The organism is Enterobacter sp. 04-C-12-SI-ECC (genome assembly GCF_047530715.1).
Classification (GTDB): domain Bacteria; phylum Pseudomonadota; class Gammaproteobacteria; order Enterobacterales; family Enterobacteriaceae; genus Enterobacter; species Enterobacter bugandensis.
Map to the genome: position 1 here is coordinate 512,276 of NZ_JBLKDI010000001.1, position 15,522 is coordinate 527,797.

The window sequence follows — 15,522 nt, forward strand, 5'->3', positions numbered from 1 at the left end:
GCTTTCCCCCGACGAGAACCGTTATTTACTCATGGTGGCGATGTTGAACACCTGCTCGAGCATCGGATTAAAGGTGAAGCCTTTAACCTCTTTGTTCATCGCCAGCTGGTAGTTCTTCTGGAACAGATAGACGTAGGCCGCTTCGTCAATCACCACCTTTTGCGCCTGCTGGTAATCTTTGGTGCGTTCCGCCTGGTCGGTGGTTTTCAGCGCGGCCTGCAGCAGCGAATCCACCTCTTTGTTCTCATAGAACGAGCGGTTGCCCGGCAGCCCTTTTTTGTCCGATTCGAACCAGTAGTTCATGAACATGTATGGGTCGGCAAAGTCCGGGCTCCAGTTGCCGATGGCAATGTCGTAATCGCCTTTTCCGACGCGGTCGCGCATGGTGGCATTGGCCAGTTTCTCCAGCTTGACGTTAATGCCGATCTTGCCGAGGCTCGCCTGAGTGGAGAGGGCGATAGGCTCCCAGTTCGGATCGTTGTCCGAGTAAAGGAAGGTCAGGCTGGCGGGTTTGTCTTTGACCTTATCCAGCGCCGCTTTGGCTTTGGCTTCGTCGAAGCTGTACTGCATTGCCGCGGCATCAAAGCCCCACATGCCTTCCGGGATCGGGCCGCGCATCTGCTTGCCGTTGCCGCTCAGAATGCCTTTTACCATTCCCTGATAGTCCGTCGCCCAGGAGATGGCCCGGCGTAAATCCACCTGATTGAGCGGCGCTTTGCTGTTGTTGAGATAGAGATAGGTCACGCGCAGGGAGGGGTATTCCGCGACGGCGACTTTGCCTTCCTGCTTCAGGGCCGCAAGCTGATCGACCGGCAGGGAGTCGGCAATGTCCAGATCGCCGCGGGAAAGCTGCAGTCGGCGCGAGGCGCTTTCACCGATAATTTTCACCGAGACGCGCTTAAAGTGCGGCTTGTCGCCCGGCCAGTGAGGGTTCGGCACCAGGATCAGCTGCTGGCCTTTCTGCCAGCTCTTCAGCATAAACGGCCCGGAACCGGCGGTGTTTTGCGCCAGAAAACCGCGCGCGTCGTCCGCGGCATTGGCCTTCAGCACCGCCGGGTTAATGATGGACGCCCCGTCGTTTGCCAGCGTGTAGAGGAAAGGCGCGAACGGCTGGCTGAGGGTGAATTTCACCGTGTGGTCATCGACGGCATCAATTTTCAGATCTTTCGGGAAGGCTTCAGACGGCCCCTGGCCGAGCTTCAGCAGGCGCTCAAAGGAGAGTTTGACCGCTTCGGCGGTGACCGGCGTGCCGTCGGAGAATTTGGCGTTATCCGTCAGGGTAAAGGTCCACTCTTTCTGGTCGTCGGACGCCTTCCAGCCCGTCGACAGATCGCCCTCCACCTCGGTAGAGCCGGGCTTGTACTTGACCAGACGCTGGTAGGACGGATAGGTGACGGTCCAGTCGTTGTTATCGATGGTGATGGCAGGGTCGAGCGTTTGCGGGTCGGCGGCTTTACCGATCGCCAGCATGTCTTTCGGGATGGCGGCCAGCGCCAGCGGGGCGCTCAACGCCAGCGTGGCGGCAATCAGGGTCGTGAGAAGCGATGTTTTCATGGCTGTGCTCCAGGTTAAAGAGAGGTGTGCGTCAGGGGAAAACAGGCAAAACGGTCATCAAGCAGCGGGTAGCTGGCGGCGTTCGGCAGTTCGAAGTGCCACCACTCGCTGCTAATCCCCACAAAACCGCCGCCGAACATGATGGCGTTCAGCAGCAGACGGTTGCGCTGCGCGTGCGGGGGTACGGAGGGGTGATAGGGATGCGAACGGTCATGCATGTCGTCAAAACCGGCGCCCATATCCAGCACGCTGTTATGCTCGTCCATCAGGGTGACGTCGATGGCCGTACCGCGGCTGTGATTGGAGCCAATTGCCACATCGACCACATACTCCGGGTTCGGGCAGGCGTCCCACAGCTGGGCCTGCGCCTGCTGCGGCCGGTAGGCGTCGTACACCACCAGCTTCAGCCCGGCCAGGGCGGCAATGCTGATGGCTTTTGCCAGCGCGGTGGCGGCGTCGATATGCAGCAGGCACAGCGCCTCCTGATAGATCGGCCTGCCGGTGATGTTGTCGGCGGTGGCGTACTTCAGATCGATATGCAGCGTGGGAAACGTCTTCGCCACGTCAATCAGTTCACTCTCTTCGGGCATAGCTCCGCTCCTTTAGCGTTCGAATTGACCAAACTCTTGTTGTAATTGTCGGTTTACCGCCAGACGCGTCGGGAGCGCATCACCCAGCGCTTCCACTACGCCCGACAGCAGCAGGTTGAACAGACAGCTCACGGGGGCAAGCGAGTCCCAGAAATGACCGGTATCGGTTTTCACCTGCAGTAAATCCATCGGGTAATCCCGCGCCCACGGGCACCAGATGTCGGTGATTAAGGCCAGCGGGATCCCTTTTTCGCTCGCCACGCGGCAGTACTGGCGGGCCATCGTGGAGTAGGTGCGCGTATCGGTCAGCACAACGTAAGGGTGCGAAAACCCGGAGTTGAGGGATTCCACCCAGCTGCCGGACGCGCCTTCGGAATAGCTCACGCGCGGGCGAAGGTACTCGAGATGGCTGAAGAAGGCGTTGGCGATCCCGCGCGTGGACTGGATCCCCAGCACAAACACCGCGTCGGCGTGGGCCAGGTTGTGCACCACCTGACGGAAGGCGTCCGTTTGCGCCAGCTGATACACCTGCGTAATGGCGTCCACCTCCAGCGACAGGGCATGTTGAAGGCGGTTGGGGAGGGGACGCTGCTGCTGCCAGGAGTCCAGCCGCTCGTTCATGCCCCAGGGCTGATACGGATCGCGCAGGCTCTTTTTGACATCTTCCAGGTTGCGATACCCCAGCTTGCGCAGGAAGCGTCCGACGGTGATCCCGCTGGTCCCGCTCGCCAGACCGACGCTCTCCGCGGTTTCAAACGGGATTTGCGCGGCGTGCGCCAGCAGCCAGCTCCCGACCCGCTTTTCGCTGGGAGTGAGCTGGCTGAACGTCGCTTCGATACGGCTCAACATCTCGGGTTTCGTCGTCATACCGCCTCGCTGTTAACTGGCTGTCAAAAGCTGGATTTGTGTTACCGGGTTAACAATGCACGACGCGTGCCATGTTCACGGTGAGGTAAAAACCCGCCGTGCTGTTAATTTCACGCAATATTTAGTTAACCAATGATCAACATTTGTGCAGCGTAGTTCACTTTTGGTGCAGCGGCTGACGTGGCAGGTATGAATTTGATGAATACGTCAGTCCGTTCACATTTTTGATAAGATAAAAGGACAGTGAACATAAAAGGGATCCCGGCATGGCGAATTTGCCCTGGCGAATCAGCGTGCGCCTGACGGCGCTTGCAAAGAAAACAGGGATGGTCGTGGGGATCGTCCTGGTCGTCCTGTTGGCAGTGCGGGTCTATCTCTCGCAGCAGGGGCCGGACCTGCACCTCTGGCACACCTGGCGGGCGGACGAGATGTCCGTGCGTGAACTCGATAACGCCAACTTTGCCGGGTATGTTGCCCGGGAAAACGCCATTTTCGCCGAGCTTGATAGGGCGGTGACGGCGAAAACAGCGGGCGAGGAACAAACGCCGCTAAACCGCTATTATCGCCAGAGCCTGGTTTGGCCGGGACAGTTCACGCCCGATGCCAACCGTTCGTTTGTGCTGATGCCAGCAGGAAAACCTCGTGGCGCGGTGGTATTGCTGCACGGACTGACGGACTCGCCTTACAGCGTCAGGCACCTTGCCGAAAATTATCAGCAGCACGGCTTTGTGGCCGTGGTTCCGCGCCTGCCCGGACACGGCACCGCGCCCGGCGCGCTGACCGACGTTGACTGGGAGATGTGGCTCGCGGCGACGCGTCTTGCCGTGCGGGAAGCCACGCGCCTGACGGGGGATAACGTGCCGCTGCATCTGGTGGGGTACTCCAACGGCGGGGCGCTGGCGATGAAATATGCTCTCGATGCGCTGGATTCCTCTGCGCTTCGTCGACCGCAGCAGGTAATCCTGCTCTCACCAATGATCGGCGTGACGGCCTTTGCGCGCTTTGCCGGTTTTGCAGGGCTACCCGCGCTGCTGCCGGCGTTTGCCAAAGCGGCGTGGTTGAATATCTCTCCGGAATATAACCCGTATAAATACAACTCGTTCCCGGTGAACGCCGCCCGCCAGTCGTGGCTGCTGACGAAGGCCCTGCAGGAGCAGATTGGCCGCGAGGCGCGGGAGAACAGGCTGGCGAATTTGCCGCCGATCCTGGCGTTCCAGTCGGTGATGGATTCTACGGTCAGCACCCGCGCGGTGGTGACCGGCCTGTTTGACCAGCTTCCGGCAAACGGCAGCGAGCTGGTGGTGTTTGACATCAACCAGGCGGCGAGCTTCCGCCCGCTGTTCAAGCCGTCGTCGTGGACGGCAACCTCGGCGCTGCTGCCGGTTGCGCAAAGACGTTACGGTGTCACGATTATTACCAATGCGGACGCACACAGTTTCTCGACGGTGGCGAAAACAACGCCAGCAGGCAGCACGCGGGAGACGGTTGTGCCGCTTGTGCAGACCTGGCCGCAGGATGTCTATTCGCTGTCGCACGTTGCCGTGCCGTTCCCGCCGGAAGACGATCTCTATGGCCGCGAACCTGGGGTGAAAAACCGCTACGGGATAAGCCTGGGGACAATTGCGCTGTGGGGAGAAACGTCCGTGTTGAGCGTCGGAAAAGAGGCGCTGATGCGGGTCACCTCGAACCCGTTTTACGACTATATGCAGGAGAGGATCGACAGCAGGATTGGCGATGGGGAAAAGTAATGTTCCCTTGTGGCGTGAATATGTTAGGTCGCATTGATTAAGTATGTTACATAGTAGCTTCAAGGCACCTCTCATCATCATTGGAACCCCTTTTTGTGCTGACGACGCTGATCTACCGAAGCCAGTTGAATTTATCCCGCCCGTCCACCGAACTGCGGGAGCTGGTGGAGCGCGCCAGGGGCCGCAACACAAAACTGGATATTACCGGCGTCCTCCTGGCAAAAGGGAATGACGTTCTGCAGATCCTCGAAGGGTCGGAAGAGAGTGTGGTCAAACTGTTCCACACCATCCGTGAGGACAAGCGTCACAGTGGGGTGGTTGAACTGCTGCGGGACTATGGTCCGCGCAGACGCTTCGAAAACGTCGGTATGCTGCTGTTCGACCTGCAAACGCAGTCGCCGAAAGAGGTGCTGCAGTCGGTGCTGCGCTACAGCAAGCTGGACAGCTATCTGACATCTGATGACCGGGTGTTCAAATTTATTCAGACCTTTATAACCGGTAAACGTCCGGCCCCGTCGGGGACGCGTTACACCTCGGACAAATGGACGCTCTCGACCGAAGCGCTACCCTTTGGCGAACATCTGGGCCTGATTGCCGGGCAAACCTGCCAGTTTGCGCTGCAGCCAATTGTCGAGCCCTCGGAAGGGAAAATCAGCTCCCTTGAGGCGCTTATCCGTAGCAATGACGGCGGCAGCCCGGAACATTTCTTCAGCTCCCTGGACCCGGCGAAAATCTATGAAGTCGATCTCCAGACGAAAGCGTATGCCTTCGCGCTGGCGGAAAAGCTGGGCATTGGGAGCCATAAAATCGCGGTAAACCTGCTGCCCATGTCGCTGGTGAATGTCCCTGGCGCGGTGGAATTTCTGGTCGATGAGATTAAAAAACATGGCCTTCAGCCGGAGCAGGTGGTCATTGAAGTTACTGAAAACGAGATGATCTCCGGGTTCAACCAGTTTAACAGCGCCATCAAGCGGCTTCGCGGTGAGGGGGTAGGCCTGGCGATCGATGATTTTGGCTCGGGCTATGCCGGGCTTTCGTTGTTGACCCGCTTCCAGCCGGATAAAATCAAAATCGACCGCGAAATCATCAGCGATATCCATCTCAGCGGCCCGAAGCAGGCGATTGTGCGCTCCATCATCAGCTGCTGCTCCGATCTTGAAATTACCCTGGTGGCCGAAGGGATCGAGAAAATCGAGGAGTGGTGCTGGCTAGAATCTGCCGGGATCCGCCGCTTCCAGGGCTTCCTGTTTGCCCGTCCGCAGCTTAACGGCGTTGGCGATATTCGCTGGCCGCATCTGAAGCGTTAGGCAATTTTCCTCCCGCGTTATTTCCCCTTTTCCCTGCCTGTGCTTAAATAGCTAAAACGGTTTAACATAGTTTAGCTAAGAGGATCACATGGAAAAAATCTGGGTACTTGGCGATGCGGTGGTGGATTTATTGCCCGATGGCGAAGGGAAATTACTGCAGTGCCCCGGCGGTGCACCGGCAAACGTCGCGGTGGGCATTGCCCGGCTGGGGGGCAAAAGCGCGTTTATCGGCAGGGTTGGCGACGATCCTTTCGGGCGCTTTATGGCGAAAACGCTCGCTGACGAGCGGGTCGACGTGAAGCATATGCGCCTTGACCCGGCGCACCGCACCTCTACGGTGGTGGTGGATCTGGACGACCACGGCGAACGCTCGTTTACCTTCATGGTGCGCCCGAGCGCCGATCTGTTTCTTGAACCCGCTGACCTGCCGACGTTCAGCGCGGGCGAGTGGCTGCACGTCTGTTCCATCGCGCTAAGCGCAGAGCCGAGCCGCTCGGCGACCTTTCAGGCGATGGACGCCATCCGGAAGGCGGGCGGTAACGTGAGCTTCGACCCCAATATTCGCCCGGATCTCTGGCCGGATGAGAACGCGCTGCGTCGCTGCCTGGAACAGGCCGTGCAAAGCGCCGACGTGGTCAAGCTCTCCGTTGAAGAACTGGCATTTTTAACCGGCGATGCGGATGTACAAGAAGGTCTGAACACGCTGATGCAGCGCTGCCCGGCGCGCCTGGTGCTGGTCACCCAGGGAAAAGAGGGCGTTATCGCCTGGGATCAGGGCGCGGTGAAACACTATCCGGCTACTCCTGTGCAATGTGTCGATACCACTGGCGCGGGCGATGCCTTCGTCGCCGGGCTGCTCTACGGGCTGGCCGCCGGTCAGGAGCTGGTTCCGGCAATCGCCTTAGCCCAGCGCTGTGGCGCGTTAGCCACCACGGCAAAGGGGGCGATGACCGCCTTGCCCTGGCAGCACGACCTGTAATCCTTCCTTCACTGGCCGCCGTCCGGCGGCCTGAATTGTCGCCTCGATCACACTTACTAAATCGGTTTAGCAAAAAAGATTGCCGATCCAAAATTCCCGGGTTTAGTATCAGCAGCCTAAACCGGTTTAGCAATTTAGCACGTTCGATTAATACTTTTAGGGATGCGACAAAATGTATAAAAAACGCAGACTTGCCGTGATGATAGGCATGCTGGCCGGCAGTACCTCTGTTTTTGCCCAGACGGATATGACAAGTATCGAAGCGCGCCTTGCCGCGATGGAGCAGCGCCTTCAGGCTGCTGAAGCGCGTGCGCAGGTCGCTGAAAAACGCGCCACCGAAGCCGAACAAAAAACGCAGCAGCTGGTCGCCGCCCAGCAGCAGACGCAAACCACAACCCAGGCGGTGGCGCAGCGTACCGCCGCGCTGGAGAAAAAAGCGGATCAGAGCAGCGGGTTTGAGTTCCACGGCTACGCCCGTTCCGGCCTGCTGATGAATGACGCGGCCTCCAGCAGCAAAAGCGGCCCGTACCTGACGCCAGCCGGGGAAACCGGCGGTGCGGTAGGGCGTCTGGGTAACGAAGCCGACACCTACGTCGAGCTGAACCTGGAGCACAAGCAAACCCTGGATAACGGGGCGACCACGCGCTTCAAGGCGATGCTGGCCGACGGTCAGCGAACCTATAACGACTGGTCAGCCGATACCAGCGATCTCAATATTCGCCAGGCCTTTGCGGAGCTGGGTAACCTGCCTGATTTTACCGGCGCGCTGAAGGGCAGCACCTTCTGGGCGGGTAAACGCTTCGACCGCGACAACTTTGACATTCACTGGCTGGATTCCGACGTGGTATTCCTGGCCGGTACCGGCGGCGGCGTCTACGACGTGAAGTGGAACGACTCGCTGCGCAGCAACTTCTCGATCTACGGCCGCAACTTCGGCAGCGTGGAGCAGACCGACAACAACGTTCAGAACTACATCCTCAGCATGAACCACTTTGCCGGGCCGCTGCAGGTAATGGTGAGCGGCCTGCGGGCGAAGGATAACGACGACCGTAAAGACGCTAACGGCGATCTCATCAAAACCGACGCGGCCAATAACGGCGTTCATGCCCTGGTGGGGCTGCACAACGAGAGCTTCTACGGCCTGCGGGAAGGGAATGCCAAAACGGCGCTGCTGTACGGTCACGGCCTGGGTGCAGAAGTTAAGAGCATCGGTTCCGACGGGGCGCTGCTGTCTGATGCCGATACCTGGCGCTTCGCAAGTTACGGTGTCACGCCTGTTGGCGGTGGCTGGAGTATCGCGCCTGCCGTGCTGGCGCAGAGCAGCAAAGATCGCTACGTCAAGGGCGACAGCTATGAGTGGGTGACGCTCAACGCCCGCCTGATTAAAGAGGTGACCCAGAACTTCGCGCTGGCGTTTGAGGGAAGCTATCAGTACATGGATTTACATCCGGAAGGCTATAAGGACCGTAACGCCGTGAACGGCAGTTTCTACAAGCTGACCTTTGCGCCAACGTTAAAAGCGAGCAAAATCGGCGATTTCTTCAGCCGCCCGGAGCTGCGCCTGTTTGCCACCTGGATGGACTGGAGCAGCAAACTGGATAATTACGCCAGCGATGATGCCTTTGGCAGCAGCGGCTTCAACGCTGGCGGGGAATGGAACTTTGGGGTCCAGATGGAAACCTGGTTTTAACCCATCACGCTCCCGCCCGGCGGGAGCGTTTCGCACATCATAAAAAGAAGTCAGGCAGAGGTATCTATGGATGTTAATCAAATCGCCCGCGAGCTTATTCCGCTGCTGGGCGGCAAGGAAAATATCGCCAGCGCTGCGCACTGCGCTACGCGTCTTCGTCTGGTGCTGGTCGACGACGCGCTTGCCGATCGGCAGGCGATTGGCAAGGTCGAGGGCGTGAAGGGCTGTTTTCATAACGCCGGGCAGATGCAGGTCATTTTCGGCACGGGCGTGGTGAATAAGGTCTACGCCGCGTTTATTCAGGCGGCGGGGATTAGTGAGTCCAGCAAGTCTGAAGCGGCGGATATCGCGGCGCGCAAGCTGAACCCGTTCCAGCGCATTGCGCGTCTGCTCTCCAATATCTTTGTCCCGATCATTCCCGCCATTGTGGCGTCCGGCCTGCTGATGGGCCTGCTCGGCATGGTGAAAACCTACGGCTGGGTCAATGCGGATAACGCCCTCTACATCATGCTGGACATGTGCAGCTCGGCGGCGTTTATCATTCTGCCAATCCTGATCGGCTTTACCGCGGCGCGGGAATTTGGCGGGAACCCGTATCTGGGCGCGACGCTGGGCGGCATTCTGACCCACCCGGCACTGACCAACGCCTGGGGCGTGGCCTCCGGCTTCCACACCATGAACTTCTTCGGCCTTGAGATCGCGATGATTGGCTACCAGGGCACGGTATTCCCGGTGCTGCTGGCCGTCTGGTTTATGAGCATCGTCGAGAAAAACCTGCGCCGCGCGATCCCGGACGCGCTGGATCTGATTTTGACGCCGTTCCTTACCGTCGTTATCTCTGGCTTCATCGCCTTGCTGATTATCGGCCCGGCAGGGCGCGCGCTGGGCGACGGCATCTCCTTTATTCTGAGCACGCTGATTGAACACGCGGGCTGGCTGGCCGGGCTGCTGTTCGGTGGGCTGTACTCGGTGATTGTGATCACCGGTATTCACCACAGCTTCCACGCGATTGAAGCCGGGCTGCTGGGTAACCCGTCCATTGGCGTTAACTTCCTGCTGCCGATCTGGGCCATGGCGAACGTGGCGCAGGGCGGCGCCTGTCTGGCGGTGTGGTTCAAAACCAAAGACGTGAAAATCAAAGCTATTACCTTACCGTCGGCGTTTTCTGCGATGCTGGGCATTACCGAAGCGGCCATTTTTGGTATCAACCTGCGCTTCGTGAAGCCGTTTATCGCGGCGCTGATCGGCGGCGCGGCGGGCGGGGCCTGGGTGGTCTCCGTGCATGTCTACATGACCGCCGTCGGGCTGACCGCTATTCCGGGCATGGCTATCGTGCAGGCCAGCTCGCTCCTTAACTATATTATCGGCATGGTGATTGCCTTCGGCGTGGCGTTTACCGTCTCGCTGCTGCTGAAATATAAAACGGACTCTGAATAATGACGCAACTTTCCCGCTGGCCTGCGATCCTGCAGGCCGTTATGAAAGGGCAGCCGCGGGCGCTGGCGGATAGCCATTACCCGCAGTGGCACCCCGCGCCGGTGACGGGGCTGATGAACGACCCGAACGGGTTTATCTGGTTTGCCGGACGCTACCACCTGTTTTATCAGTGGAACCCGCTGGCCTGCGAGCATCGCTTTAAATGCTGGGGGCACTGGAGCTCTGCGGACCTGGTGCACTGGCAGCATGAGCCGCTGGCGCTGATGCCCGACGAAGAGTATGACCGCAACGGCTGCTACTCCGGTAGCGCCGTGGACAACCACGGCGTTCTCACGCTGTGCTACACCGGCAACGTAAAGTTTGATGACGGCAGCCGCACCGCCTGGCAGTGCCTCGCCGTGGAGCAGCCGGACGGAACCTTTACGAAGCTGGGGCCGGTACTGGCGTTGCCGGAAGGCTACACCGGCCACGTGCGCGACCCGAAGGTGTGGCAACACGACGGGGAGTGGTACATGGTGCTGGGTGCGCAGGATGTGCAAAAGCGCGGCAAGGTGCTGCTGTTTAAATCAGCCGATTTGCATGCCTGGACGTCCTGCGGGGAGATCGCTGGTCACGGCGTCAACGGCCTGACGGAAGCGGGGTATATGTGGGAGTGCCCGGACCTGTTCGCCCTCGACGGAACGCACGTCCTGATCTGCTGCCCGCAGGGGCTGCCACGCGAGCCGCATCGCTACCTCAATACCTATCCGGCCACCTGGATGAGCGGGGCGTTTGATTATGCCAGCGCCGCATTCGATCACGGCGAGCTGCACGAGCTGGACGCGGGCTTTGAATTCTACGCCCCGCAAACCACGTTAGCAGAAGACGGACGCCGCATTCTGATCGGCTGGATGGGCGTACCGGACGGGGAGGAGATGCTTCAGCCAACCCGGGCGTACGGCTGGATGCACCAGATGACCTGCCCGCGTGAATTACGCTATCGTGACGGCAGGCTCTGGCAGACCCCGGCGCGCGAGCTGGCGGCGCTGCGTGAAGATGAGCAGCGCTGGCAGGGGCGCGCCAGCGAGGCGCCGGAACTGGACGCGATGCGCCTGGAGTTTGAGCTGGGCGTATCGCAGGTGAATGTCGATTTCGCAGGCGCGCTGCGCCTCACGGTCGATGAGCAGGGTTTACGCCTTGAACGCGCGAGCCTGAAAACCGGGGAAACATTGACCCGCTACTGGCAGGGTGAGGTTCGTCATTTACGCGTTCTGTGCGACTGCTCAAGCGTTGAAATTTTTATTAATCACGGTGAAGGGGTGATGAGCAGCCGCTATTTTCCTGACCATCCGGCCCGGGTGCGATTCGAAGGTGCGTCCGACATCACATTACGCTACTGGTCGCTGCGCGCCTGCATGATAGAATGAGGGTTTTGGCAGCCGGATCTAAGTCGTTGTGAGAAAAACAAAACGCGTCACCATAAAAGACATCGCGGAGCTGGCGGGTGTGTCAAAAGCCACCGCCAGCCTGGTCCTGAACGGGCGCAGCAAAGAGCTTCGCGTGGCGGAAGAGACGCGCGAGCGCGTGCTGGCGATTGCAAAAGAGCACCACTATCAGCCCAGCATTCACGCCCGCTCGCTGCGCGATAACCGCAGCCACACCATTGGTCTTGTCGTTCCCGAGATCACTAACTACGGTTTCGCCGTCTTTTCTCACGAGCTGGAGACGCTGTGCCGCGAGGCGGGCGTTCAGCTGCTTATCTCCTGCAGCGATGAAAATCCGGGGCAGGAGACGGTGGTGGTGAACAATATGGTGGCGCGTCAGGTGGACGGGCTGATTGTGGCCTCCAGCATGCTGAACGATGCGGACTACCTGAAGCTCAGCGAGCAGCTGCCCGTGGTGCTTTTTGACCGGCACATGAACGACAGCGCGCTGCCGCTGGTGATCACCGACTCCATTACCCCGACAGCGGCGCTGGTAGCGGACATTGCGCGCCAGCATCCGGATGAATTCTACTTCCTCGGCGGCCAGCCGCGCCTGTCTCCGACGCGCGACCGTCTGGACGGTTTTAAGCAAGGTCTGCGAGAGGCCGGTGTGAAGCTTCGCCCCGAGTGGATCATTCACGGTAACTATCACCCGAGCTCCGGGTACGAGATGTTTGCCGAACTCTGCGCCCGCCTGGGGCGTCCGCCAAAAGCGCTTTTCACCGCCGCCTGCGGGCTGCTGGAAGGGGTGCTGCGCTATATGGGCCAGCATAACCTGTTGCAAAGCGATATCAGATTAGCCAGCTTTGACGATCACTATCTCTACGATTCACTGACGATCCCGGTGGATACCATTCGTCAGGACAACCGCCAGCTGGCGTGGCACTGCTTTGATCTGATTGGCAAATTGATCGAAGGGGAGACGCCGCAGCCATTGCAGCGCAAGCTGGATGCCACCCTGCAGCGGCGCTATAAGTCAGGGGTATAGCGTCGTTCGATACATCAATAACTTTAATTAATTTAAGTTTTGGATGCGCCGATAACCATAAGGAATAATTCTCCTTGAGGTATTGGTTTATGTCGTTGAAAAAGTCGTCCCTGATTGTCCTGTTCTCGCTGCTTTTGTTCTTTATCGTCAGCACCGTGACGAGCGTTGGCCTCATCATTAAAAGTAATAACTCGCTGGATAACGTCAACAAAGAGATCCAGGTGGTGCTGTCGATTATTGACCCCATCAACCACAGCCGTACGCTGCGCGTGCGGGTGATGGAGTACGTGAAGATGGTGGAAGCGGGCAACGCGGCGGACGAGTCTGCAAAGCTTGCCGCAGTGAAAGAGGCGCTGACCAAAGCGGACAATGCCTTTGCTGCGTTTATGGCGTCGACGCGTCTGACGGATGAAGCGCCGCTGGTGAGTGCCTATCAGGACGCCTGGCAAAACTACCGCAACCAGGGGCTGGCGCCGCTGATCGATGCCGCTGCGGCGCACGATGTCGCCAAATTTGACGCGCTGATCCCGGAAGTTTCCCGTCTCGATCGTCAGTACGAAATCATTCTCGACCAGGTGCTTTCGGTCCACCAGAAATACGCTAAAAGCCTGAACGAGGATGCGAGCAGCAATTTCGTCTCCGGCCTGGTGATGATTGCCGTTATTGCCTGCCTGTTTGTGGTGGTGATCGTTGCAGTCAGCATCTTCATGAAGCGCTTTGTCTTTGCCCCGGTCAACCTGGCGCGCGAGCACTGCAGCCAGATTGCGGCGGGCAAGCTGGATGTTCCGGTGCCGGTGAAGGGGAGTTCAAACAACGAAATCGACCACCTGATGGGCTCGATGGAGCAGATGCGTCAGGCACTGCTGGCGACCATCGCCCAGGTGCGCGATGCGAGCCATACCGTGACGCACGCGGCGCAGGAGATTGCCGCCGGGAATATCGATCTGGCTTCGCGTACCGAGCAGCAGGCTTCCGCGTTGACCCAGACGGCGGCGAGCATGGAGGAACTGAGCGCGACGGTGGCGAACAATACCGATAATGTCTATCAGGCCGGAAAACTGGTGCAGGACGCGGTGAAAAATGCCCACACCGGGGAAGCGGTGACCCGTGAAGTCATCGACACGATGAATACCATTGCGGCGAACTCGAAGCGCATCGAAGACATTACCAGCGTGATCAACAGCATCGCCTTCCAGACCAACATTCTGGCACTTAACGCGGCGGTTGAAGCGGCGCGCGCCGGAACGCAGGGCCGCGGCTTTGCAGTGGTGGCCAGCGAAGTGCGCACTCTCGCGCAGAAAAGCGCGGTGGCGGCTAAAGACATCGAGAGCCTGATTGCGCAGTCGGTCTCCAGCGTGAAAAACGGTGCGGAGCTGGTGAGCCGCTCGGGCGAGGTGATTGATTCGATTATTTCGTCGGTGAATAAGGTGAATACGCTGATGGAGCAGATCTCCGTCGCCTCCGAAGAGCAGAGCCGCGGGATCGGCCAGGTCGGGCAGGCGGTAACCGAGATGGATGGCGTGACCCAGCAGAACGCCGCGCTGGTGCAGCAGTCCGCGGCAGCAGCGGCCTCGCTGGAAGAGCAGGCGCAGCAGCTTTCGCGGAGTATTGCGAGTTTTAGGTTGCCAGTGCAGGCGTAAGTCTTTGACACGTGCCGGGTGGCGCTGACGCTTACCCGGCCTACGAAACCTGTAGGCCCGTGCAAGCGTCAGCGCGCCGCCGGGCAATAACCGCGAATGTGCGGCCAGAGTAATTATTTCATTCACCCCAGCAATATTTCCCCCCCTCATCCGTCTACCTCATCACAAGCCATAATCAGTTACTGCAAACGAGGTAAACACCATGAGAGATTTTGAACTGCACGGCAGAGGTCACGGGCGCGGATTCGGTCGCCACCGCATGGGCAAGGGCTTGGTCATCGGCGCGGTGATTTTCATCGTGCTCGGCCTGCTGGTGATGTCCCTGTGGAACGCCTTGCTTCCGGCGATCCTTGGCGTGAAGGCTATTGGATTCTGGCAGGCGCTGGGGATTCTGGTGCTGAGCCGCATTCTGTTCGGCGGGTTAGGTTTCCGCCCGGGGATGTTTGGCGCGCACCGGCGGATGCACGAGCGCTGGATGAACATGACGCCCGAGCAGCGCGAGGCGTTTATTCAGCAGCGCCGCGAAGGGTTTGGTCGCCACGGGCGCGGGCACTGCGGCTGGCACGGCCATCGTGACGATAAGCGCGATGACGCTACGCCAAAAGCGCCGGACGCAGAGTGAGCGAGATGAAAGCCGGGGAGGCGGGCGGATCCATGCTGATGTCGGCGCTCAACGCCTGTCGCGCCCGGCTGAAAGCCTTTATTCGCGGACGGATGTCCGTGCGCGATGATGCCGACGACATTTTGCAGGAAGTGACCTATCAGCTGATGAAAGTGGAGCAGCCGATCGAAAACGTCGCCGCCTGGCTGTTCCGCACGGCGCGTAACGAGATGACAGACCGGGCGCGTAAAAAGCGCGAGGTGCCGCTCTCCGGCTATTTTACGGGCGAAGACGAAGAGGGTTTTCCCGAGGACGAGCTGGCCGAAACCCTGTTCGGCGTACCGCAAACGCCGGAGGAGGAGTATCTCAAAACGCTGCTGTGGGAAGAGCTGGGGCAGGCGCTGTCAGAACTCCCGCCACCGCAGCGCGAAGTGTTTGAAAAGACCGAGCTGCACGGATACAGCATTAAAATGCTGGCAGAGGAGACGGGGGCCAGCGAGCAGGCGCTTCTATCCCGCAAGCACAAGGCGGTGCTGTTTCTGCGCACGCGGCTGCGGGATATCTACGACGCGCTGACGGGGGAATAGCGGCGACAGACAAAACCTTACACTTCCGGCACTTGTAGATTCATCACTATCGTTTATGATCGGGGCGTCTT

The 15,522-nt window shown here is 59.4% G+C and carries 13 protein-coding genes; 10 read left to right on the top strand and 3 right to left on the bottom strand.

Annotated elements, in window-relative coordinates; all coding sequences use genetic code 11:
• Window positions 1-21: 21 nt before the first annotated feature.
• From ACMWL8_RS02520 to ACMWL8_RS02530, 3 genes are read right to left on the bottom strand one after another with little or no spacing between them, the layout of a single operon-like run.
• Window positions 22-1,554 (bottom strand): ABC transporter substrate-binding protein, encoded by a 1,533-nt coding sequence (locus ACMWL8_RS02520; protein WP_045260567.1) that lies wholly within the window; start codon window positions 1,552-1,554, stop codon window positions 22-24.
• Between the two features lie 14 nt (window positions 1,555-1,568).
• Window positions 1,569-2,144 carry a D-alanyl-D-alanine dipeptidase gene (gene ddpX / locus ACMWL8_RS02525; RefSeq protein WP_045260566.1) on the bottom strand — a complete coding sequence of 192 codons (576 nt, stop codon included), beginning with the start codon at window positions 2,142-2,144 and terminating at the stop codon, window positions 1,569-1,571.
• 12 nt (window positions 2,145-2,156) lie between these two features.
• The gene (locus ACMWL8_RS02530; RefSeq protein ID WP_045260565.1) at window positions 2,157-3,011 is read right to left on the bottom strand and encodes a MurR/RpiR family transcriptional regulator; all 855 of its coding nucleotides are present in this window, start codon (window positions 3,009-3,011) and stop codon (window positions 2,157-2,159) included.
• Between the two features lie 266 nt (window positions 3,012-3,277).
• Here ACMWL8_RS02530 and ACMWL8_RS02535 point away from each other — a divergent pair, with 266 nt between their 5' ends.
• The 10 genes from ACMWL8_RS02535 (at window position 3,278) to ACMWL8_RS02580 (ending at window position 15,451) form a co-directional block, all read left to right on the top strand.
• Window positions 3,278-4,759 (top strand): alpha/beta hydrolase, encoded by a 1,482-nt coding sequence (locus tag ACMWL8_RS02535; protein ID WP_045260564.1) that lies wholly within the window; start codon window positions 3,278-3,280, stop codon window positions 4,757-4,759.
• 95 nt (window positions 4,760-4,854) lie between these two features.
• On the top strand, window positions 4,855-6,066 hold the full coding sequence (locus ACMWL8_RS02540) for a diguanylate phosphodiesterase (protein ID WP_028013219.1): 1,212 nt from the start codon (window positions 4,855-4,857) through the stop codon (window positions 6,064-6,066).
• An 88-nt stretch (window positions 6,067-6,154) separates the two neighbouring features.
• Complete coding sequence (locus ACMWL8_RS02545; protein ID WP_045260563.1) at window positions 6,155-7,045, top strand: aminoimidazole riboside kinase; 891 nt, start codon at window positions 6,155-6,157, stop codon at window positions 7,043-7,045.
• Window positions 7,046-7,217: 172 nt separating this feature from the next.
• Window positions 7,218-8,735, top strand: a complete 1,518-nt coding sequence (locus ACMWL8_RS02550) for a carbohydrate porin (RefSeq protein ID WP_045260562.1) — start codon at window positions 7,218-7,220, stop codon at window positions 8,733-8,735.
• 66 nt (window positions 8,736-8,801) lie between these two features.
• Window positions 8,802-10,172, top strand: a complete 1,371-nt coding sequence (locus tag ACMWL8_RS02555; protein WP_045260561.1) for a sucrose-specific PTS transporter subunit IIBC — start codon at window positions 8,802-8,804, stop codon at window positions 10,170-10,172.
• Window positions 10,172-11,578: a sucrose-6-phosphate hydrolase gene (locus ACMWL8_RS02560; protein WP_045260560.1), complete on the top strand. Its 1,407-nt coding sequence runs from the start codon at window positions 10,172-10,174 to the stop codon at window positions 11,576-11,578. The genes ACMWL8_RS02555 and ACMWL8_RS02560 overlap by 1 nt, the downstream gene beginning before the upstream one ends.
• 28 nt (window positions 11,579-11,606) lie before the next feature.
• Window positions 11,607-12,623, top strand: a complete 1,017-nt coding sequence (locus ACMWL8_RS02565; protein WP_045260559.1) for a LacI family DNA-binding transcriptional regulator — start codon at window positions 11,607-11,609, stop codon at window positions 12,621-12,623.
• Window positions 12,624-12,712: 89 nt separating this feature from the next.
• The gene (locus tag ACMWL8_RS02570) at window positions 12,713-14,263 is read left to right on the top strand and encodes a methyl-accepting chemotaxis protein (protein WP_045260558.1); all 1,551 of its coding nucleotides are present in this window, start codon (window positions 12,713-12,715) and stop codon (window positions 14,261-14,263) included.
• 202 nt (window positions 14,264-14,465) lie between these two features.
• A complete protein-coding gene (locus ACMWL8_RS02575) occupies window positions 14,466-14,885 on the top strand; it encodes a hypothetical protein (RefSeq protein ID WP_023292366.1) in 420 nt (139 codons plus the stop codon).
• 5 nt (window positions 14,886-14,890) lie between these two features.
• Entirely contained in the window at window positions 14,891-15,451 is a 561-nt protein-coding gene (locus ACMWL8_RS02580) for an RNA polymerase sigma factor (protein WP_052682998.1), read from the top strand.
• Window positions 15,452-15,522: the final 71 nt, after the last annotated feature.